A 16,461-nucleotide genomic window follows, 5' to 3' on the forward strand; every position below is an offset into this window, starting at 1 on the left:
TTAACCAATTGCGGTTACAGCGCAACGCCATGACCGCGCGCCCCAAAATCCTCACCGTCTTCGGCACCAGGCCCGAAGCGATCAAGCTTTTCCCGCTTGTCCACGCCTTGCAGGCGGACGAGCGCTTCGAAAGCCGCGTTTGCGTGTCTGCGCAGCACCGCGGTATGCTCGACCAGGTGCTCGATATCGCAGGGGTGTCGCCCGACCACGATCTTGACCTGATGACGCCGGGCCAGACGCTCGACGAGCTCACCGCCCGCGCGCTTACGGGCATCGGCAAGGTGCTCGACGAAGAACAGCCCGACTGGGTGGTGGTGCAAGGCGATACGACGACTGTCATGGCAGGCGCGCTCGCCGCCTATTACCGCCAGATCCGCGTTTGCCATGTCGAGGCGGGCCTGCGCAGCGGCAATATCTATCACCCTTGGCCCGAAGAGGTGAACCGCCGGGTTGTCGGCACCTTTGCTGCGCTACACTGCGCGCCGACAGAAACCAGCGCTGCAGCCCTGCTCAAGGAAAACGTCGATCCTGCCAGCGTTCACGTAACGGGGAATACGGTGATTGACGCGCTCAAATGGGTGACCGCGCGCATCGAACAGGAGCCTTCGCTTGCCTCGGGCCTTGCCGATCTCGAGGCGCGTTTTGTGGGCAAGCGCATCATCGGGATGACCAGCCATCGCCGCGAAAACTTTGGCGACGGGATGCAGAATATAGCCAATGCGGTTAAGACTATTGCGTCACGTGATGATGTTGCGGTTATTTTCCCCGTCCATCTCAACCCGAATGTGCGCGCCGTGATGAACGAGCAGCTTGCGGGGCTCGACAATGTCGCGCTGATCGAACCGCTGGATTATCCGCATTTCGCGCGCCTTGTCGATATCAGCCATCTCATGCTCACCGATAGCGGCGGCGTGCAGGAAGAGGCGCCCGCCCTCGGCAAGCCGGTGCTGGTCATGCGCGAGACGACCGAACGCCCCGAGGGCGTGGAGGCGGGCACGGCAAAGCTTGTGGGCACCGATGCCGACACCATCGTGCGCGAGACAATGCGCCTGCTCGACGACGGCGATGCCTATGCCGCCATGGCACGGGCGCATAATCCGTTCGGGGATGGCCACTCTTCACAGCGTATCTGCGACCTGCTGGCGAAAGCCTGACTTAGCGTTACTGGTAAATTTACCCTCGTCGGCTAGGCAGGCGGGGAATTTTGGACGGGAATCACACTTACAATGCGCGGCGACATCAAACCGGAAGTCTGTGTCATCGGACTTGGCTATATCGGCCTGCCCACGGCGGCGATCATCGCGCGGGCGGGTTGCCCCGTGCACGGCGTGGACGTGACGCAGAATGTCGTCGACACGATCAATCGCGGCGAGATCCATATCGAGGAAGTCGACCTCGACGGCCTGGTGCAAGCGGTGGTCCAGCGCGGCCTGCTCAAGGCTTCCACCGAAGTCGCCCCGGCCGACGTCTTCGTCATCGCCGTGCCCACGCCCTTTGCCAAGGACGGCAATCACACGCCGGACACGTCCTATGTCATGGCTGCGGCAAAGAACGTGGCAAAGGTCCTCAAGAAGGGCGACGTGGTGATTCTCGAATCCACCTCGCCCGTCGGCACGACCGAGGCCATGCGCGATGCGATGGCGGCCGAGCGACCCGATCTCGCCATGCCCGGCCTGACGGACGGACAGCCCGACGTCAGCCTCGCCTATTGCCCGGAGCGAGTGCTGCCAGGCAAGATCCTGGAGGAGCTGACGCATAACGATCGCTCGATCGGCGGCATCACCCCGCGCTGTGCTCGCAAGGCGCTGGCTTTCTACAAGCGCTTCGTGAAGGGCGAATGCGTCACTACCGATGCGCGCAGCGCGGAAATGACCAAGCTGGTCGAAAACAGCTTCCGCGACGTGAATATCGCCTTCGCCAACGAGCTTTCGATGATCGCCGACAAGCAGGGGCTCGACGTGTGGGAAGTGATCCGTCTCGCCAACCGGCACCCGCGCGTGAACATCCTCACCCCCGGCCCCGGTGTGGGCGGGCACTGCATCGCGGTCGATCCGTGGTTCATCGTCCACGGCGCGCCCGAAGAAGCGAAGATCATCCGCCAGGCGCGTGAGACCAATGACGCGAAAATGCATCACGTCCTCGCCCGCGCGAAGTCTTTGGTAGAGGCGAACCCGGGCGCGAAAATCGCTTGTCTCGGTCTCGCCTTCAAGGCGAATATCGACGATTTCCGCGAAAGCCCTGCGCGCTATGTCGCAGCCAGCCTCGCGCGCGAATTCGGCGAGCGCGTGCAGGTGGTCGAACCCTATGCGGGCGAGCTGCCGAAGGAATTCGACGGGACGGGTGCCGAACTGGTCGATATCGATACTGCGCTCGCGGAAAGCGACGTCCTCATCACGCTGGTCGACCACGATGTCTTCAAGGTGATCCCGCCCGAAGAGCGCCAGGGCAAGGCCGTCTACGATACGCGCGGCATCTGGCCCGACGTCGCCTGACCTATTTGTCGAGCGCGATGTCCGGAGCGTCTTCCTGCTTCATGCCGACGACGTGATAGCCGGCATCGACATGGTGCGTTTCGCCCGTCACGCCCGATGACAGGTCGGACAGGAAATAGAGGCCCGATCCGCCCACGTCCTCGATCGTGACATTGCGACGCAGGGGCGAATTGTACTCGTTCCACTTCAGGATGTAGCGGAAGTCGCCGATGCCGCTGGCCGCCAGCGTCTTGATCGGTCCGGCGCTGATCGCGTTGACGCGGATGTTCTGCGGGCCGAGATCGTTGGCGAGGTACTGGACGCTCGTTTCCAGCGCGGCCTTGGCGACGCCCATCACGTTGTAGTGCGGAATGACCTTTTCCGCGCCGTAATAGGTCAGCGTCAGTATGCTGCCGCCATTGGGCATCATCTCGCGCGCCCGCTTGGCCACCGCGACCAGCGAGTAGGCTGAGATGTTCATCGTCATCAGGAAATTGTCGAGACTGGTGTCGACATATTTTCCGCGCAGTTCGCTCTTGTCGGAGAAGCCGATCGCGTGGACGACGAAATCGATCGTATCCCATCGCTCTTTCAGCGTGTCGAACGCGCTGTCGAGCGCATCCATATCCGATACGTCGCATTCGAAAGTGAAGTCGCTGCCCAGCTGTTCCGCGAGCGGGCCGACGCGCTTCTTCAAAGCCTCGCCTTGGTAGGAAAACGCCAGTTCCGCGCCTTCTTCGCGCAGCTTCTTGGCAATGCCCCATGCCAGCGACTTGTCGTTGGCGAGACCCATGATCAGTCCGCGCTTGCCCTGCATCAGTGAGCCCATAGCTGCCTTCCTTCCTTCGATCTTCAATCCGTCTGCGCGGCCGTGTTTGCTTCGCCTTCTCCGCCCAGTTCTTCTTCCTCGGGGGTTTCGGCAAGCGCCGCATTCAATTCCGCGCCGATAACCACACCAAGCCCGACAAGCCAGAAAAAGAACAGCGCGATCATGATCCCGGCAAGGCTGCCGTAGGTCAGGTTGTAGGTGAAGAAGCTGCGCAGCACGATGGGCATCAGCGTCGTGACGAGGATCCACCACAGGGTCGTGAACAGCACGCCCGGCCACTTTGGATACCGCCGGTGGCGATAATGCGACGGGGTGAGCGAATAGAAGATCATGTACAGCGAGCCGAACAGGCCGATTGCGGGCAGGATGCGCGAAATCCTGAGGTCGGTAATGTAGCTGACGAGCTGCGGGAAATAGGCCTCGATCACTTGCTGCGCCGCGCCAATGACGACCTGTGCGAGGAGCGAGAGCATCAGCAGCAGGACGGCGCCGATGATGACGCCGGTCGAGAATATCCGGTATTTCCAGAAGGCCTTGGTCATCTTGGTCCCATAGGCCCGGCGCAGAATATCGCGGATGGTTTCGACAAGGCTGCCGACGGTCCACAGGGCCACGAGGGCACCGGCCCACAACAGCCAGCCGCTACGCGCCTCGATCACATCGCGCGCGACCGGTTCAATCACATTGCCGACCATGGGGGGAAGGGCGACAAGGACAGCGTTGATCGTGGCAGCCCGCTCCGCCTCTTCGCCGAACAGCGAAAATATCGCTGCGCCCAGGATGAAGAAGGGGAAGATCGACAGCATCGCCAAATAGGCGAGGTTGCCCGCATGGATGAAGCCGTCGTTGAACGTGCCGACGGCGGTGCGCTTCAGGACCTGGAAGAAATAAGTGCCGGGACCGACCCGCTTGGCCACACGGCCGCGCAGTGTGACCGCCTCCTGCCGCCTCGCTTCCGGAGAGAGCGACCGTACCTCGCGCTCTTCAGGCTGCGGAAGCGGATGATGTACCAAAGGCCCTATACCCCGAGTTTGCTCCGTGGGTCGCTTTCGTCCTTCCACCCATCGAGACGCTTGGCAAGTTCGCCAAGGTCGGCGGGAAGCTGGATTTCGAGCGTCACGAGCTGGTCGCCGCGGCTGCCGTCCTTCTTGGAAAAACCCTTGCCCTTCAGGCGCAGGACCGATCCGCCGCTGGTGCCGGCCTTGATGGTCATCATGACCGGACCATCGACCGTGGGCACGCGGACCTTGGCGCCGTTTACCGCTTCATCGAGCGTGATCGGCAGGTCGAAGCGCACATCGTCGCCCTCGCGCTTGTAGAGCTTGTGCCGGTCGATGCGGATCGTGACGAGCCCGTCACCCGCGCCGCCCGGACCCTGTTCACCCTTGCCCTTGAGTCGCATCTGGGTGCCGTCCTCGACACCCTTGGGCAGCTTCAGGTCGATGGTCTTGCCGTCGGCCAGCGTAATCCGCTGGTCCTTGAGTGAGGCCGCATCGGTGAAGGGCACGCGCAAGGTATAGGCTATGTCTGCGCCCTTGGGCGGTGGCGCACGGCGCCCGCCGAACGGATCGCCGCGACCGCGCGAGCTTGCACGCCCGCCGCCGAACAAGCCTTCGAAAATGTCGCCCAGGTCGACGTTTTCCTGGCTGAAGCCTTGGAAATCCTCGGCCCTGAAGCCGCGCTGGCCGCCCGGGTGGCCGCCGCCGCCGAACCCGCCACCCATGCCGCCGAACGGATTGGTCGGATTGCCCTCGGCATCGATCTCGCCCCGGTCGAACTGGGCTCGTTTGTCCTTGTCCGACAGCAGGTCGTAGGCGTTGGTCACTTCGCTGAAGCGCTCGGCCGCCTTGGGGTTGTCCTTGTTGCGATCGGGATGAAGCTCCTTGGCGAGCTTGCGGTATGCGCTCTTGATATCCTTTTCGGATGCAGAGCGCGGGACGCCAAGGGTGGAATAGGGATCGGCCATAGCGTGTTAGCTAGGTGCAGCACGTTGTCCGCGCAAGCGGAGAGGCTTTCCTACGGACGAAGCGGGATATAGGGAACGCGTCATGCACCGCTTCAACCATCCTCATCCCCGCGAAGTTCCGCCATTCCGCGGCCAAATGCGCGGGCGACGTTTTTTGCCCCAGGACTGTGTTCCACCCGTTCCACTCTGTAGGACTGCCCGATGAGCGATAGCGAAAGCGCGATTCCCGTCACCGATCCGTTCACCTTGTTCGAAGAATGGTTCGGAGAGGCGAAGGCCAGCGAGCCGAACGATCCCAATGCCATGGCGCTCGCCACGGCCAGCGAAAGCGGCATGCCCTCGGTGCGCATGGTGCTGTTGAAAGGACATGGCACGCATTGGGGCGAGGGCGGCGGCTTCGTGTTCTACACCAATGCCCAAAGCCGCAAGGGCGAGGAGATCCGCGCCAATATGCAGGCGTCGCTCCTGTTCCACTGGAAAAGCCTGCGCCGCCAGATCCGTATCGAGGGGTCGCTACAGGAAGTCAGCAGCGAACAGGCCGATGCCTACTTCCATTCGCGACCCCGTGTCTCGCAGATCGGTTCGGCGGCCTCCGACCAGTCGCGGCCGCTGCCCGACCGGCAGGTCTATCTGGACCGTGTTGCCGCGCTTGAGGAACGCTATCCGGAAGGCGACATCCCGCGTCCGCCACATTGGACCGGCTTCCTGCTGACGCCGACCGCGATCGAGTTCTGGCAGGACCGCCAGTACCGCCTGCATGACCGCCGTCGCTTCACGCGGAAAGCGCCGACCGATGGCTGGTCCAACACGTTGCTCTATCCATGAGCACCGATCGCGCCCGCCTCGCACGCTCCGCCGCGCTCGCTTCGATCAGCGTTGCCGTCATCCTCGTGGCGCTCAAGACCTGGGCGACCTGGAAAACCGGTTCGACGGCCATGCTCGGCAGTCTTGCCGATTCCGCGCTCGACCTTATCGCCAGCATCGCCACGCTCACCGGCGTGTGGATAGCCTCGCAGCCGGCGGACGAAGACCATCGCTTCGGCCACGGCAAGGCAGAGGCGCTCGCGGCGATTTTCCAGGTCATGCTCATCTCCCTGTCGGCTTTCGGCATCGCGACCCGCGCCATCCTGCAATTTGCGGAGGGCCAGCAGACCGAGGCCGCGGCCGAGGGGATCGGCGTGTCGCTGGTGGCGATCGTGCTGACCTTCGCGCTGCTCGGCTGGCAACGCTACGTGATGAGCCGGACGCGCAGCCTCGCGATCCAGACCGACCACCTGCATTACAAGTCCGATCTCTTCCTCAACCTTGCAGTGATTGCGGCCCTGGTGCTCGACCAGTTCGTGGGGTTGCGGGGCGCAGACCCGGCCTTTGGTCTCGCCATCGCGGCGTGGCTTGCCTGGGGTGCCTTCAACGCCGCGCGCGATGCGGTGGACGATCTGATGGACCGCGAATGGCCCGAGGAAAAACGCCTCGCCTTCGTCGAGGCCGCTGCAAAGCATCCCGAGCTGTCGAACCTGCACGACCTGCGCACTCGCACCAGCGGGCACCGCGATTTCGTGCAGTTCCATGTCGACCTGCCCGGGACGATGACCGTCGAAGAGGCGCACGACATCATCGAGCGGGTCGAGGAGGACTTGTGCGGCCAGTTCCCCGATATGGAACTGCTGATCCACATCGATCCCGAAGGCCATGTCGATGAACCCGACAACCCGCTGGTGGAGGAAAACGAATTCGATCGTCTGGGAGGCGAAAAGTGACAGCACTCGAATACTGGCATGTGGATGCGTTTGCGGATGCGCCGTTCAAGGGGAACCAGGCTGCCGTGATGCCGCTGGAAGCTTGGCTGGACGATGATGTCCTTCAGGCCATCGGGGAAGAGAACAACTTCGCCGAGACCGCCTTCGTCATTCCCGATGCGAGCGGGCAGGCGGATTACGAGTTGCGCTGGTTCACACCGACGGAGGAAGTGCGCCTGTGCGGTCATGCGACGCTGGCGAGCGGACATGTGCTGCTGTCGAAGAGCGGTAAGGACCGCGTTACTTTCCGCACGCGCAAGGCCGGGTTGTTGGAAGTGCGAAAGAGTAGTGCGGGCTACGAACTCGGTCTTCCGCTGATCCCGACAGAGCGCGGGTCATGGGATGATGCCGTGTCGCTGCTGGGTGCACAGCCGCAGGAAGTCTGGCTCAACCCCGAAGGATACGGCGTCTACCTTTACGGGAGTGAAGACGAAGTGCGCGCGATCGAGCCGGATATGCGCGGGCTGAAAGCGCTCGGGAACGACCAGTTCATCTGTACGGCACGCGCGAGCGATACCGATGTCGTGAGCCGGGTCTTCGTTCCAGGCGGCGGCGTCGATGAGGACAGTTTCACAGGCTCGGCCCATGCCGCGCTGACATGGTTCTGGACCGAGAAGCTCGGCCGCGACAGCTTCACGGCCTTCCAGGCTTCGCAGCGCGGCGGGCATGCGACCTGTCGCCGCGAAGGCGATCAGGCCTGGCTGTCGGGCGACTGCGTTACCGTGGTGAAGGGCGAGTTTTACCTGCCTTCGGCGGGATAGAGTTCGATAATATCGGCCAGCTGTTGCAGCATGGCCTTGCGTTCGGCGGCATTGGAGTGGCCGAGGCGCACCACGGTCAGCCCCTGTTCGGGCGAGACAAAAACATACTGCCCCATGTGGCCGATCATTGCGAAAGCGCTTTGCGGCGCGCGGTTCGGGAAGAGCGGGTGCTCATCCTCGCCATTGGGCCGGTTGAGCCAAGTCTGCAGTCCGTAATGCGGCGACACCGGGCTAGGTTTGACCATCTCCTCCACCCAGCTGCGCGGCACGAGCTGTTCGCCGCGGTGCGAGCCCTTGCGGCGCAGGAGCTCGCCCAGCTTCGCCCAGTCGCGGGCGTCGGCATGCATCAGGCTACCGCCGATCAGCGTGCCGGCACGGTCGAATTCGAGGACCATGGAGTCCGTCCCGAGAGGATCGAACAGGCGGGCATGGAGATAGTCGCTCACCGCGCGGCGCCGCTCGTCGGGATCGCTACTCTCCGTGAGTGCACGAGCGGCAATGTCGGCAAGGATGACAGTGGTGTTCGAGGAATATTCGAACCTCTCGCCGGGTTCGGCCTCCGGCGGCTGGGCGGTCGCGAAACCGGCCATGTCGTCGCGCTCCTCGAGAAAGAGCATGCGCACTTCGCTGCTCTCGTAGGGCGGGTCGCCGGCCTCCGTATGCTCGAGCCCCGAGCGCATCTGGAGCAGGTGACGCAGCGTGATATCGGCGCGCGGATCGCCGCTCCGTTGCCAGCGCGGCACGGGGGCGGGCGCATCGAGACGCAGCAGGCCGTCACCGACCAATTGGCCGATCAGCATCGCGGTCACGGTCTTCGCCATGGACCAGCTGACGAAACGCGTGTCGGCATCATAGTCCTCGCCATAGCGCTCCGCCGCAATCTGGCCGTCGTGCATGACGACGAGCGCGCGGGTATCGCCAAGCCCTTCCATCTCGAACAAATCGTCGATTTCACGGGCCAGGGCCTTGCGCGGCGCGCCTGCATTGTCCGTCACGGCGGCCATCGCTTCTTCGCTCAGTGGCGGCTCTTCTGCAGGTCCGGGGCCTCCGCACGACGCGAGGCTTGTAGTGGCAAGGACAAGGGCGATAAGGGAGCGCGACCGCAGAATCATACGCATGCACTCGCACGGGGAAACCGCTCTCGCAATGGCGAAAAATCGCTCAATTCTTTCCAGCCGCTGGCTGTGGCTCCTGATCCTCGTCGTGCTGCTCGCAGGCGGGCTCTGGCTGGCCTGGGGCGACAGCGTGAGGCGCACGGCCGAGGCCGGCACGGCCTATGGCGCACGCGTGGCGTGTTCGTGCCGCTTCGTTGCCGGACGCAGCCTTTCGGACTGCGCGAAGGACAAGCTGGAGGGCATGGAATTCGTGATGCTGAGCGAGAATACGGATTCGATGACCGTGACCGCCAGCGTGCCGCTCATCGCTTCCGATACGGCGACCTACCGTGAAGGCTACGGCTGCATCCTCAAGGAATGGGACCGCTGATCACGCCGTGAGGCGTTCGGTCTCGTCGATCCAGCCGCCGCCGACGACCCTTTCACCTGCATAGATGACGGCCGCCTGTCCTGGCGCCACGCCGAACTCTGGCTGCGCGAAGCGAATCCTCGTTGTCGCCCCTTCGCCGAAAGGCCCCTCGATCGTAACCGGAACCGGCTTGGCCATGCTGCGCACCTTGGCCGTCAGACCTGCATCCGGGACCGGGCCGATGCGGTTCGTCTCGATGACAGTCGCGCTCGACACGGCGAGCATTCGCTTCGGACCGACGAGTACGCGGGCGGCTTCCGCGTCGATGCTCACGACATAGAGCGGTTCCGGCTGGCCGCCGATATCGAGGCCGCGGCGCTGGCCGACGGTGTAATGGATGACGCCCTGATGCTTGCCGAGAACGTCGCCTGTCGCCGCGTGGACGATATCTCCGGCAGCTGCGCCCTCGGGACGCATCTTTTTGACGATCTTGGCATAGTCGCCATCCGGCACGAAGCAGATGTCCTGGCTGTCGGGCTTGGCCGCGTTGCGCAGGCCGGCCGCTTCGGCCAGCTCGCGCACTTCCGCTTTCGGCAATCCGCCGAGCGGGAAGCGGAGGTAGTCCAGCTGGTCCTGCGTCGTCGCATAGAGGAAATAGGACTGGTCGCGCGCGGGATCCACTGCGCGGTGTAGCTCGCTTCCGGCGGGCCCCATGACGCGGCGGACGTAATGTCCGGTGGCGAGGCAGTCCGCTCCGAGCTCGCGAGCCATGGCAAACAGGTCGGTGAACTTGGGGCCCATGTTGCAACGGATGCAGGGAACCGGCGTGCGCCCGGCCAGATATTCGTCCGCAAACGTTTCGACCACGTCCTCGCGAAAGGCGCTTTCGTGATCGTAGACGTAGTGTGCAATGCCGAGGCGATCGGCCACGGCGCGGGCATCGGCAATATCGTCGCCCGCGCAGCATGCGCCCTTGCGCCCTGTGGCGGCGCCGTAATCGTAGAGCTGGAGGGTAATGCCGATGACCTCGGCCCCGCTCTTTGCAGCGAGCGCGGCCACGACTGACGAATCGACGCCGCCCGACATCGCCACGACGATGCGGCATTCGCTGGCCGGACGAGGCAGGTCGAAAAGATCGGCCGCAGCGGCCGGTTCGAGAAGACGGGATTCGGGCATGGCGCGCCCCATACACGGCCTTGCGCCGCATCTCCACCATTTACGGTTTCGCGCCGGAGCTGATGCTTCACAGTCTCTTTACCATAGCGCGCTATTCAGGATGGCATGTTTGAGGGGCACATCAATAGGAAGGCTTTCGTCGACGGACGTGAAAGCGAGGTTTTGCAGCGGTTTCGCTGGACCGAGCTGGTCGCGCGCCTCGAGGCGACTCGCGAACTGCGTGCCGAACTCGCCAAGGGTTCGGTCGGCGGCTTCGAAGCCTTCGGCGAAGTACGGCGCGAAAACTGCGAGAATGGTAAAAGCGCCATTAACCACACTGATTTAGTGCATGGCAAAGTAGCCGGGCTAAACCCTTCTCGAGCCGCAAATGGTGCGGTGCATGGCGACAAAGAGAAATAGATGATCGAGAACCAGGACATCCGCCCTGCACAGGTAATCGGCCCGCTTGGCGAGCCGCTGACCTTGAAGGACCTTCCGTCGCCCAAGACGAAGCGCTGGGTCGTGCGTCGCAAGGCCGAAGTGGTCGCTGCCGTCAACGGCGGCCTGCTGACCATCGACGAGGTGCTCGAGCGTTACGGGCTGACGCTGGAAGAATTCGCGTCATGGCAGCGGGCGGTAGACCGTTCCGGCATGCAGGGCCTTCGTGTCACCCGCATCCAGCATTATCGCGACCTTTACGAGCGCCAGTTCAAGTACTGATTGGTTCCGGCAGCGGGAACCAATCCCGAATCCATTCGCTTTCCGACTATCCCTGCTCCGCCATGCGGTGTAGGGTTCTTCCGTCATTTTGCCTCTTTCGGGGGGAGGGCGACGGCAAATAACAGGAGGAAATTCAATGGGTTGGATTATCGCACTTATCGTCGGTGGTATTGCCGGCTGGCTTGCAAGTCTCGTCATGAACCGTGATGCTTCGATGGGCATTTTCTGGAACATCGTCGTCGGCTGCATAGGCTCGGTCCTCGGCAACCTGATCGCCGGCCCGCTGCTCGGCGTTCAGGGTAGCGTGCAGGAATTCTCGCTGACCGGCCTCATCATTGCCGTGGTCGGCGCAGTCGTGTTGCTCGGCATCGCCAACCTCGTCCAGCGTGGCCGGGTACGGTAACGCCGAAAGCATATAGAGATCAGATCGGGGCGGCGGGGCAACTCGCCGCCCTTTTTGGTGCCCGTTCGTCAGGCAGGGTCGCACCTTCATAGAGTGCGCCATTGCTCTCATCGAAGCACGCTCCTAGGGCGGAAACGCGCAGTCTTGCGCATTGTGATTTACTCGACTAATACAGTGATCGAGTAACAAGGTTGTGATGGCCGGGGCGAACGAATGAATTACGAGACCGAAATCAAATCCGACCTTGGTGATGCCTCGGACGTGAAGTTCGCAGAGCAGGGCGGTTTCGCGCGCTTCACGACCGGCAGGGCCCGCTGGGTGATTGCTGCGATCCTCATCCTTGCCGCAATCATCGGCGGTTACATGCTGATGTCGGGCGGCGAGACTGCTGCCGACGACAATCGCGATGCACAGGCGCCCTCGATCAGCGTGATTGCGCCTGGCCGCACGACCGTGACCGGTGAAATTACTGCGACAGGTACGCTCGCCGCGCGCCGGGCGATGCCCGTGGGTGTCGTAGGCGAAGGTGGCCGGGTCATCTCCGTGCCGGTTGAGCAGGGCAGCTGGGTGCGACAGGGCCAGGTTCTTGCCGTCATCGACCGCTCCGTCCAGACACAGCAGGCGCAGAGCGCCGCGGCCCAGATCCAGGTCGCCCAGGCCGATGCCAATCTGGCGCAGGCAAATCTCGACCGCGCCTTGCAGCTGGTCGAGCGTGGATTCGTATCCAAGGCCGATGTCGACCGCCTGACCGCCACCCGCGATGCAGCAGTCGCCCGCGTCCGTGTGGCCCAGGCATCCCTGCGCGAACTCCAGGCTCGCAATGCACGTCTTAATATCGTTGCGCCGAGCGCCGGGCTGGTCCTCGAACGCAATGTCGAGCCGGGCCAGACCGTCAGCGGTGGCTCCCCGCCGCTGTTCCTGATCGCCAAGGGCGGTGAGATGGAAATGCTTGCGCGATTGAGCGAAGCGGACCTCGCGCGCCTTTCACCCGGTGAATCCGCTGAAGTCACTCCTTCGGGTTCCGACAAGTCCTTCTCGGGCCAGATCTGGCAGCTTGCGCCGACTATCGATGCGCAGGACCGCCAGGGCACCGCCCGCATTGCGCTTCCTTACGCGCCTGAGTTGCGTCCCGGCGGCTTCGCTACCGCAACGATTTCGAGCGGGACGCTCGTCGCGCCCATCCTGCCCGAAAGCGCCGTCCTGTCCGATCGCGAGGGTGACTATGTCTTCGTCATCGATGGCGAAAATAAGGCCGTGCGCCGCAGCGTTACAACCGGCGAGGTTACCTCGCGCGGCATCGTCATCTCGGAAGGCCTGACGGGTTCGGAAAAGGTCGTTCTTCGGGCCGGCGGCTTCCTGACCGAAGGCGAAACGGTGGTGCCGGACCTGGTAAAGCTGGGCGGGGAATAGGCGCGTGAATTTCCGCAATATCTCTGCATGGTCGATCCGCAATCCAGTCATTCCGCTGGTTGCTTTCACGGCTCTCCTGCTGGCGGGCCTGATCAGCTTTGCCCGCATGGACGTGGTGAACAATCCGGACATCGAATTTCCTGCGGTCAACGTCACCATCTCGCAGCCTGGCGCCGCTCCGACCGAGATCGAGAACCAGATTACGCAGCGCGTGGAATCCGCGGTGCGCTCCATCAACGGCGTGGCTTCACTTAATTCCACTGCGCGCGAGGGCAGCTCGAATACGTTTATTGAATTCGAGATCGGCACCGATCCGAACGATGCGGTTGCAGAAGTAAAGAACGCAGTTGACCAGATCCGCGGCAGCCTGCCTGATGGAATTCTGGAGCCCAGGATCACCAAGGAAGAGATTTCCGGTGGCTTTCTTGCCATCTACGCCGTCGAAGCCGACGACATGACGATCGAAGGCCTCAGCTGGTTCATCGACGATACGGTCGCGAAGCAGCTGCTCGGCATCGAAGGTATGGCAGAGGTCAACCGTTTCGGCGGCGTCGATCGTGAAATCGAGGTCATTCTCGACCTGCCGCGCATGCAGGCGCTTGGCGTTACTGCCAGTCAGATCAACAGTGTCCTGCGTCAGAATAATCTCGATGCAGCAGGCGGCATGGCCGAGGTGGGTGGTACGCGTCAGTCGGTTCGTGTTCTCGGCAATAATGCCAGCGCTTTCGAGCTTGGCGAGCGTCAGATCCAGCTCGGGGGTGGCCGCACGGTGAAGCTCTCGGATGTGGCGAGTGTGCGTGACGGCTTTTCGGAACGCACTTCGATCAGCAAGGTGCGCGACAAGGAAGTCGTCAACTTCGCAATGTCCCGCGCCAAGGGGGCGTCGGACGTTACCGTGTTCGAGGAGGCTCTCGTCAAGATCGAAGAGATCGAGGCCGCCAACCCCGGCGTGAAATTCATCCCGCTCTTCAACACCGTCAAATACACGAAGGATCAGTACGACAGTGCCATGGCGGCCATGATCGAGGGCGCGATTCTGGCAGTTGTTGTCGTCTTCTTCTTCCTGCGCGACTGGCGCGCGACGGCGATTTCCGCGGTTGCGATTCCGCTCTCCGCCATCCCCACTTTCTGGTTCATGGACCTGCTCGGATTCAACCTGAACCAGTTGTCCTTACTTGCCTTGGCGCTCGTCGCCGGGGTCTTGGTCGACGACGCCATCGTCGAGATCGAGAACATCGTGCGACATATGCGCATGGGTAAGAGCGCCTATCAGGCATCGATCGACGCAGCCGATGAAATCGGCCTGCCGGTCGTGGCGACCAGCTTCTGCATCGTCGCGGTCTTTTTCCCGGTCGGCGCCATGCCCGGAATTTCGGGCCAGTTCTTCAAGAACTTCGGTTTCACCGTGGTGGTCGCTGTCCTCATGTCCCTGGCAGTGGCACGAATGATCACACCGATGCTCGCCGCCTACTTCCTTAAGGCGCAGGGACAGCAATCCCACGGTGAAGGTCCGATGATGGACCGGTATATGGACGTGCTGCGCTGGTCGCTCGACCGAGGCAAGATGTATGCGGCGCGTGACGGAATAGAGAGCCCGCGTCGCCGGTGGCTCTATGTTATCGGTCTGCTGAGCGTTGTGCTGGTAACATTGGTGCTTTCTGCCGCAGCGACCTTTGCGGTCTCGGGCATGCTGACGGGGCTAGAGCTTGTAGAGTCTGTCGTCGGGTCAGATGACGGCTTCTTTGCCGGGCTCGTTTCACGTCTTATCGAACTGCTTCAGCTCGTGGCCTCCCTCGCCGCCGGTTTCCTCGCTATTCTGGCCTTGTTTGCGGCCATAGGCCTGGTCGTGCGCTTCTGCGGCCAGAACATCCGCAATGGCTGGCAATATATGCGCGCGCGCTTCCTTGATCATCGTATCTGGATGCTGGGCGTCGGTTATTTCTCGCTGCTGCTGACCATCCTCCTCTTTTCGATAACTCCGGCCCAATTCCAGCCTGTCATCGACGACGAGAACAGCCGCGTCGAAATCGAAATGGTGCCGGGCACCACGCTCGAAACGACAGAGCGGGTCGTCGATCAGGTCGCCGACATTCTCTACGAGCAACAGGAAGTCGAGCTCGCGCTGGAGCGCGTGCGCGAAGGGCAGGCAACGCTGTACGTGACGCTTCGTCCGGACCGTGAACGGACCTCGATCGAATTCGAGCGCGCAATCGCTCCTGTATTCGCCCAGATCCCCGATGCCCGCGTGCGCTTTGCATCGCAATCGGGCGGCTTCGGTTCCGGCCGCGACATGACGGTCATGCTTGCGGGCTCGGATCCGGAACTGCTGAACGAAACGGCCGCCACCCTCGTCGAGCAGATGAAGGGCATCGATTCTCTAATCGCCCCCCGCATCAGCGCCGACATCAACCGGCCGGAAATCCTGATCACGCCTCGCGATAACATCGCTGCCGAGCTCGGGGTGTCCACCGTCGCGCTCAGTCAGACGATCCGTATCGCCACCATGGGCGAAATCGAGCAGAACGCAGCCAAGTTCTCGCTCTCCGATCGCCAGATCCCGATCAGGGTGAAGTTGCCCGAGCAATCGCGCGAGAACCTCGACACGATCAAGAACCTCCCGGTGCCGACAGCGTCGGGCGGCTCTGTTCCCCTATCGCGCGTCGCCGAAGTATCCTTCGGTTCCGGGCCCACGGCTATCCAGCGCTATAACCAGAACCGCCGTGTGCTGGTCGGCGCCGATCTCGCCCAGGGCGTCGTCAAGGGCGAGGCGCAGCAGGAAATCGACCAGCTGCCGATCCTGCAGGACTTGCCGCAAGGCGTCATTCGCGACGTGGTGGGCGAGGACGAATGGCAGCAGGAGCTGATTTCCAGCCTGCTCATCGCGATCATGTCCGGCGTGCTGCTGGTCTTTGCCGTGCTCGTCCTGCTGTACAAGCGACTGATGAGCCCGCTGGTGAACATGACGTCCCTTGCGCTGGCCCCGCTCGGCGGCATCCTGCTTGTCTGGATGTTCGGCCAGCCGCAATCCATGCCGGTCTACATCGGCATCCTTCTGTTGCTGGGCATCGTATCGAAGAACTCCATCCTGCTGATCGACTTCGCTATCGAAGAGATGGATCGCGGCACTCGCAAGCTGCACGCAATCATCGACGCGGGTCACAAACGCGCCCAGCCGATTGTGATGACCACCGTCGCCATGACCGCGGGCATGGTTCCCACGGCGCTGTCGGGTGTGCTTGGCTCGGGCGATGGCGCGTGGCGTGCCCCGATGGGCACCATGGTCATAGGCGGCCTCATCCTGTCCACCCTCCTGACGCTGCTGATCGTCCCGGCGGGCTTCAGTCTCGCCGACGGCTTCGAAAAGCGTGCGGGACCATGGATGCGCAGGCGCTTCCTGACCTATCGCCCTGGCGATGACGGCAAGCCTGTTTCCGGTAACGCACACGGAGAAGCCGGGATCGATCCGGCCGAGTGATCGTCGCCTGA

The 16,461-nt window shown here is 62.8% G+C and carries 16 protein-coding genes; 11 read left to right on the forward strand and 5 right to left on the reverse strand.

What is annotated here, in order from left to right; translation table 11 throughout:
• The first annotated feature begins 29 nt into the window (after nt 1–29).
• Both wecB and wecC read left to right on the forward strand, forming a co-directional pair.
• A complete protein-coding gene (gene wecB / locus LCM24_RS06545; RefSeq protein WP_224803250.1) occupies nt 30–1,154 on the forward strand; it encodes a non-hydrolyzing UDP-N-acetylglucosamine 2-epimerase in 1,125 nt (374 codons plus the stop codon).
• Nucleotides 1,155–1,226: 72 nt separating this feature from the next.
• The gene (wecC, locus tag LCM24_RS06550) at nt 1,227–2,492 is read left to right on the forward strand and encodes a UDP-N-acetyl-D-mannosamine dehydrogenase (RefSeq protein WP_224803251.1); all 1,266 of its coding nucleotides are present in this window, start codon (nt 1,227–1,229) and stop codon (nt 2,490–2,492) included.
• Between the two features lies 1 nt (nt 2,493).
• Here wecC and fabI read toward each other — a convergent pair whose 3' ends face one another.
• From fabI to LCM24_RS06565, 3 genes are read right to left on the reverse strand one after another with little or no spacing between them, the layout of a single operon-like run.
• Nucleotides 2,494–3,300 (reverse strand): enoyl-ACP reductase FabI, encoded by an 807-nt coding sequence (fabI, locus tag LCM24_RS06555; protein ID WP_224803252.1) that lies wholly within the window; start codon nt 3,298–3,300, stop codon nt 2,494–2,496.
• A 23-nt stretch (nt 3,301–3,323) separates the two neighbouring features.
• On the reverse strand, nt 3,324–4,313 hold the full coding sequence (locus tag LCM24_RS06560) for a YihY/virulence factor BrkB family protein (RefSeq protein ID WP_224803253.1): 990 nt from the start codon (nt 4,311–4,313) through the stop codon (nt 3,324–3,326).
• A gap of 5 nt (nt 4,314–4,318) precedes the next feature.
• Nucleotides 4,319–5,266, reverse strand: coding sequence for a DnaJ C-terminal domain-containing protein (locus tag LCM24_RS06565; protein ID WP_224803254.1), 948 nt, complete (start codon nt 5,264–5,266; stop codon nt 4,319–4,321).
• A gap of 201 nt (nt 5,267–5,467) precedes the next feature.
• On the opposite strand from LCM24_RS06565, the gene pdxH reads away from it, so the two are divergent.
• Genes pdxH through LCM24_RS06580 form a run of 3 tightly spaced genes read left to right on the forward strand, consistent with a single transcriptional unit; the run spans nt 5,468 to nt 7,823 of the window.
• Entirely contained in the window at nt 5,468–6,091 is a 624-nt protein-coding gene (gene pdxH / locus LCM24_RS06570; RefSeq protein WP_224803255.1) for a pyridoxamine 5'-phosphate oxidase, read from the forward strand.
• Nucleotides 6,088–7,023: a cation diffusion facilitator family transporter gene (locus tag LCM24_RS06575; RefSeq protein WP_224803256.1), complete on the forward strand. Its 936-nt coding sequence runs from the start codon at nt 6,088–6,090 to the stop codon at nt 7,021–7,023. The genes pdxH and LCM24_RS06575 overlap by 4 nt, the downstream gene beginning before the upstream one ends.
• Nucleotides 7,020–7,823, forward strand: a complete 804-nt coding sequence (locus LCM24_RS06580; RefSeq protein ID WP_224803257.1) for a PhzF family phenazine biosynthesis protein — start codon at nt 7,020–7,022, stop codon at nt 7,821–7,823. The genes LCM24_RS06575 and LCM24_RS06580 overlap by 4 nt, the downstream gene beginning before the upstream one ends.
• Here the strand turns inward: LCM24_RS06580 and LCM24_RS06585 are convergent.
• A complete protein-coding gene (locus tag LCM24_RS06585; protein ID WP_224803479.1) occupies nt 7,802–8,935 on the reverse strand; it encodes a serine hydrolase domain-containing protein in 1,134 nt (377 codons plus the stop codon). The genes LCM24_RS06580 and LCM24_RS06585 overlap by 22 nt on opposite strands.
• 34 nt (nt 8,936–8,969) lie before the next feature.
• Here LCM24_RS06585 and LCM24_RS06590 point away from each other — a divergent pair, with 34 nt between their 5' ends.
• The gene (locus LCM24_RS06590; protein WP_224803258.1) at nt 8,970–9,308 is read left to right on the forward strand and encodes a hypothetical protein; all 339 of its coding nucleotides are present in this window, start codon (nt 8,970–8,972) and stop codon (nt 9,306–9,308) included.
• Here the strand turns inward: LCM24_RS06590 and mnmA are convergent, their stop codons facing one another.
• Complete coding sequence (mnmA, locus tag LCM24_RS06595; RefSeq protein WP_224803259.1) at nt 9,309–10,463, reverse strand: tRNA 2-thiouridine(34) synthase MnmA; 1,155 nt, start codon at nt 10,461–10,463, stop codon at nt 9,309–9,311.
• A gap of 105 nt (nt 10,464–10,568) precedes the next feature.
• Here mnmA and LCM24_RS06600 point away from each other — a divergent pair, with 105 nt between their 5' ends.
• The 5 genes from LCM24_RS06600 to LCM24_RS06620 all read left to right on the forward strand — a co-directional run bounded on the left by LCM24_RS06600 (nt 10,569) and on the right by LCM24_RS06620 (nt 16,450).
• On the forward strand, nt 10,569–10,862 hold the full coding sequence (locus LCM24_RS06600) for a hypothetical protein (RefSeq protein ID WP_224803260.1): 294 nt from the start codon (nt 10,569–10,571) through the stop codon (nt 10,860–10,862).
• Nucleotides 10,863–11,162 (forward strand): DUF1153 domain-containing protein, encoded by a 300-nt coding sequence (locus LCM24_RS06605; protein ID WP_090477161.1) that lies wholly within the window; start codon nt 10,863–10,865, stop codon nt 11,160–11,162.
• Between the two features lie 136 nt (nt 11,163–11,298).
• Entirely contained in the window at nt 11,299–11,565 is a 267-nt protein-coding gene (locus tag LCM24_RS06610; protein WP_090477163.1) for a GlsB/YeaQ/YmgE family stress response membrane protein, read from the forward strand.
• Between the two features lie 213 nt (nt 11,566–11,778).
• Complete coding sequence (locus LCM24_RS06615; RefSeq protein WP_224803261.1) at nt 11,779–12,975, forward strand: efflux RND transporter periplasmic adaptor subunit; 1,197 nt, start codon at nt 11,779–11,781, stop codon at nt 12,973–12,975.
• A gap of 4 nt (nt 12,976–12,979) precedes the next feature.
• Entirely contained in the window at nt 12,980–16,450 is a 3,471-nt protein-coding gene (locus LCM24_RS06620) for an efflux RND transporter permease subunit (RefSeq protein WP_224803262.1), read from the forward strand.
• The last annotated feature ends 11 nt before the right edge of the window (nt 16,451–16,461 follow it).

Origin of the sequence: Qipengyuania aquimaris (assembly GCF_020171965.1) — a bacterium.
Taxonomy (GTDB): domain Bacteria; phylum Pseudomonadota; class Alphaproteobacteria; order Sphingomonadales; family Sphingomonadaceae; genus Qipengyuania; species Qipengyuania aquimaris_A.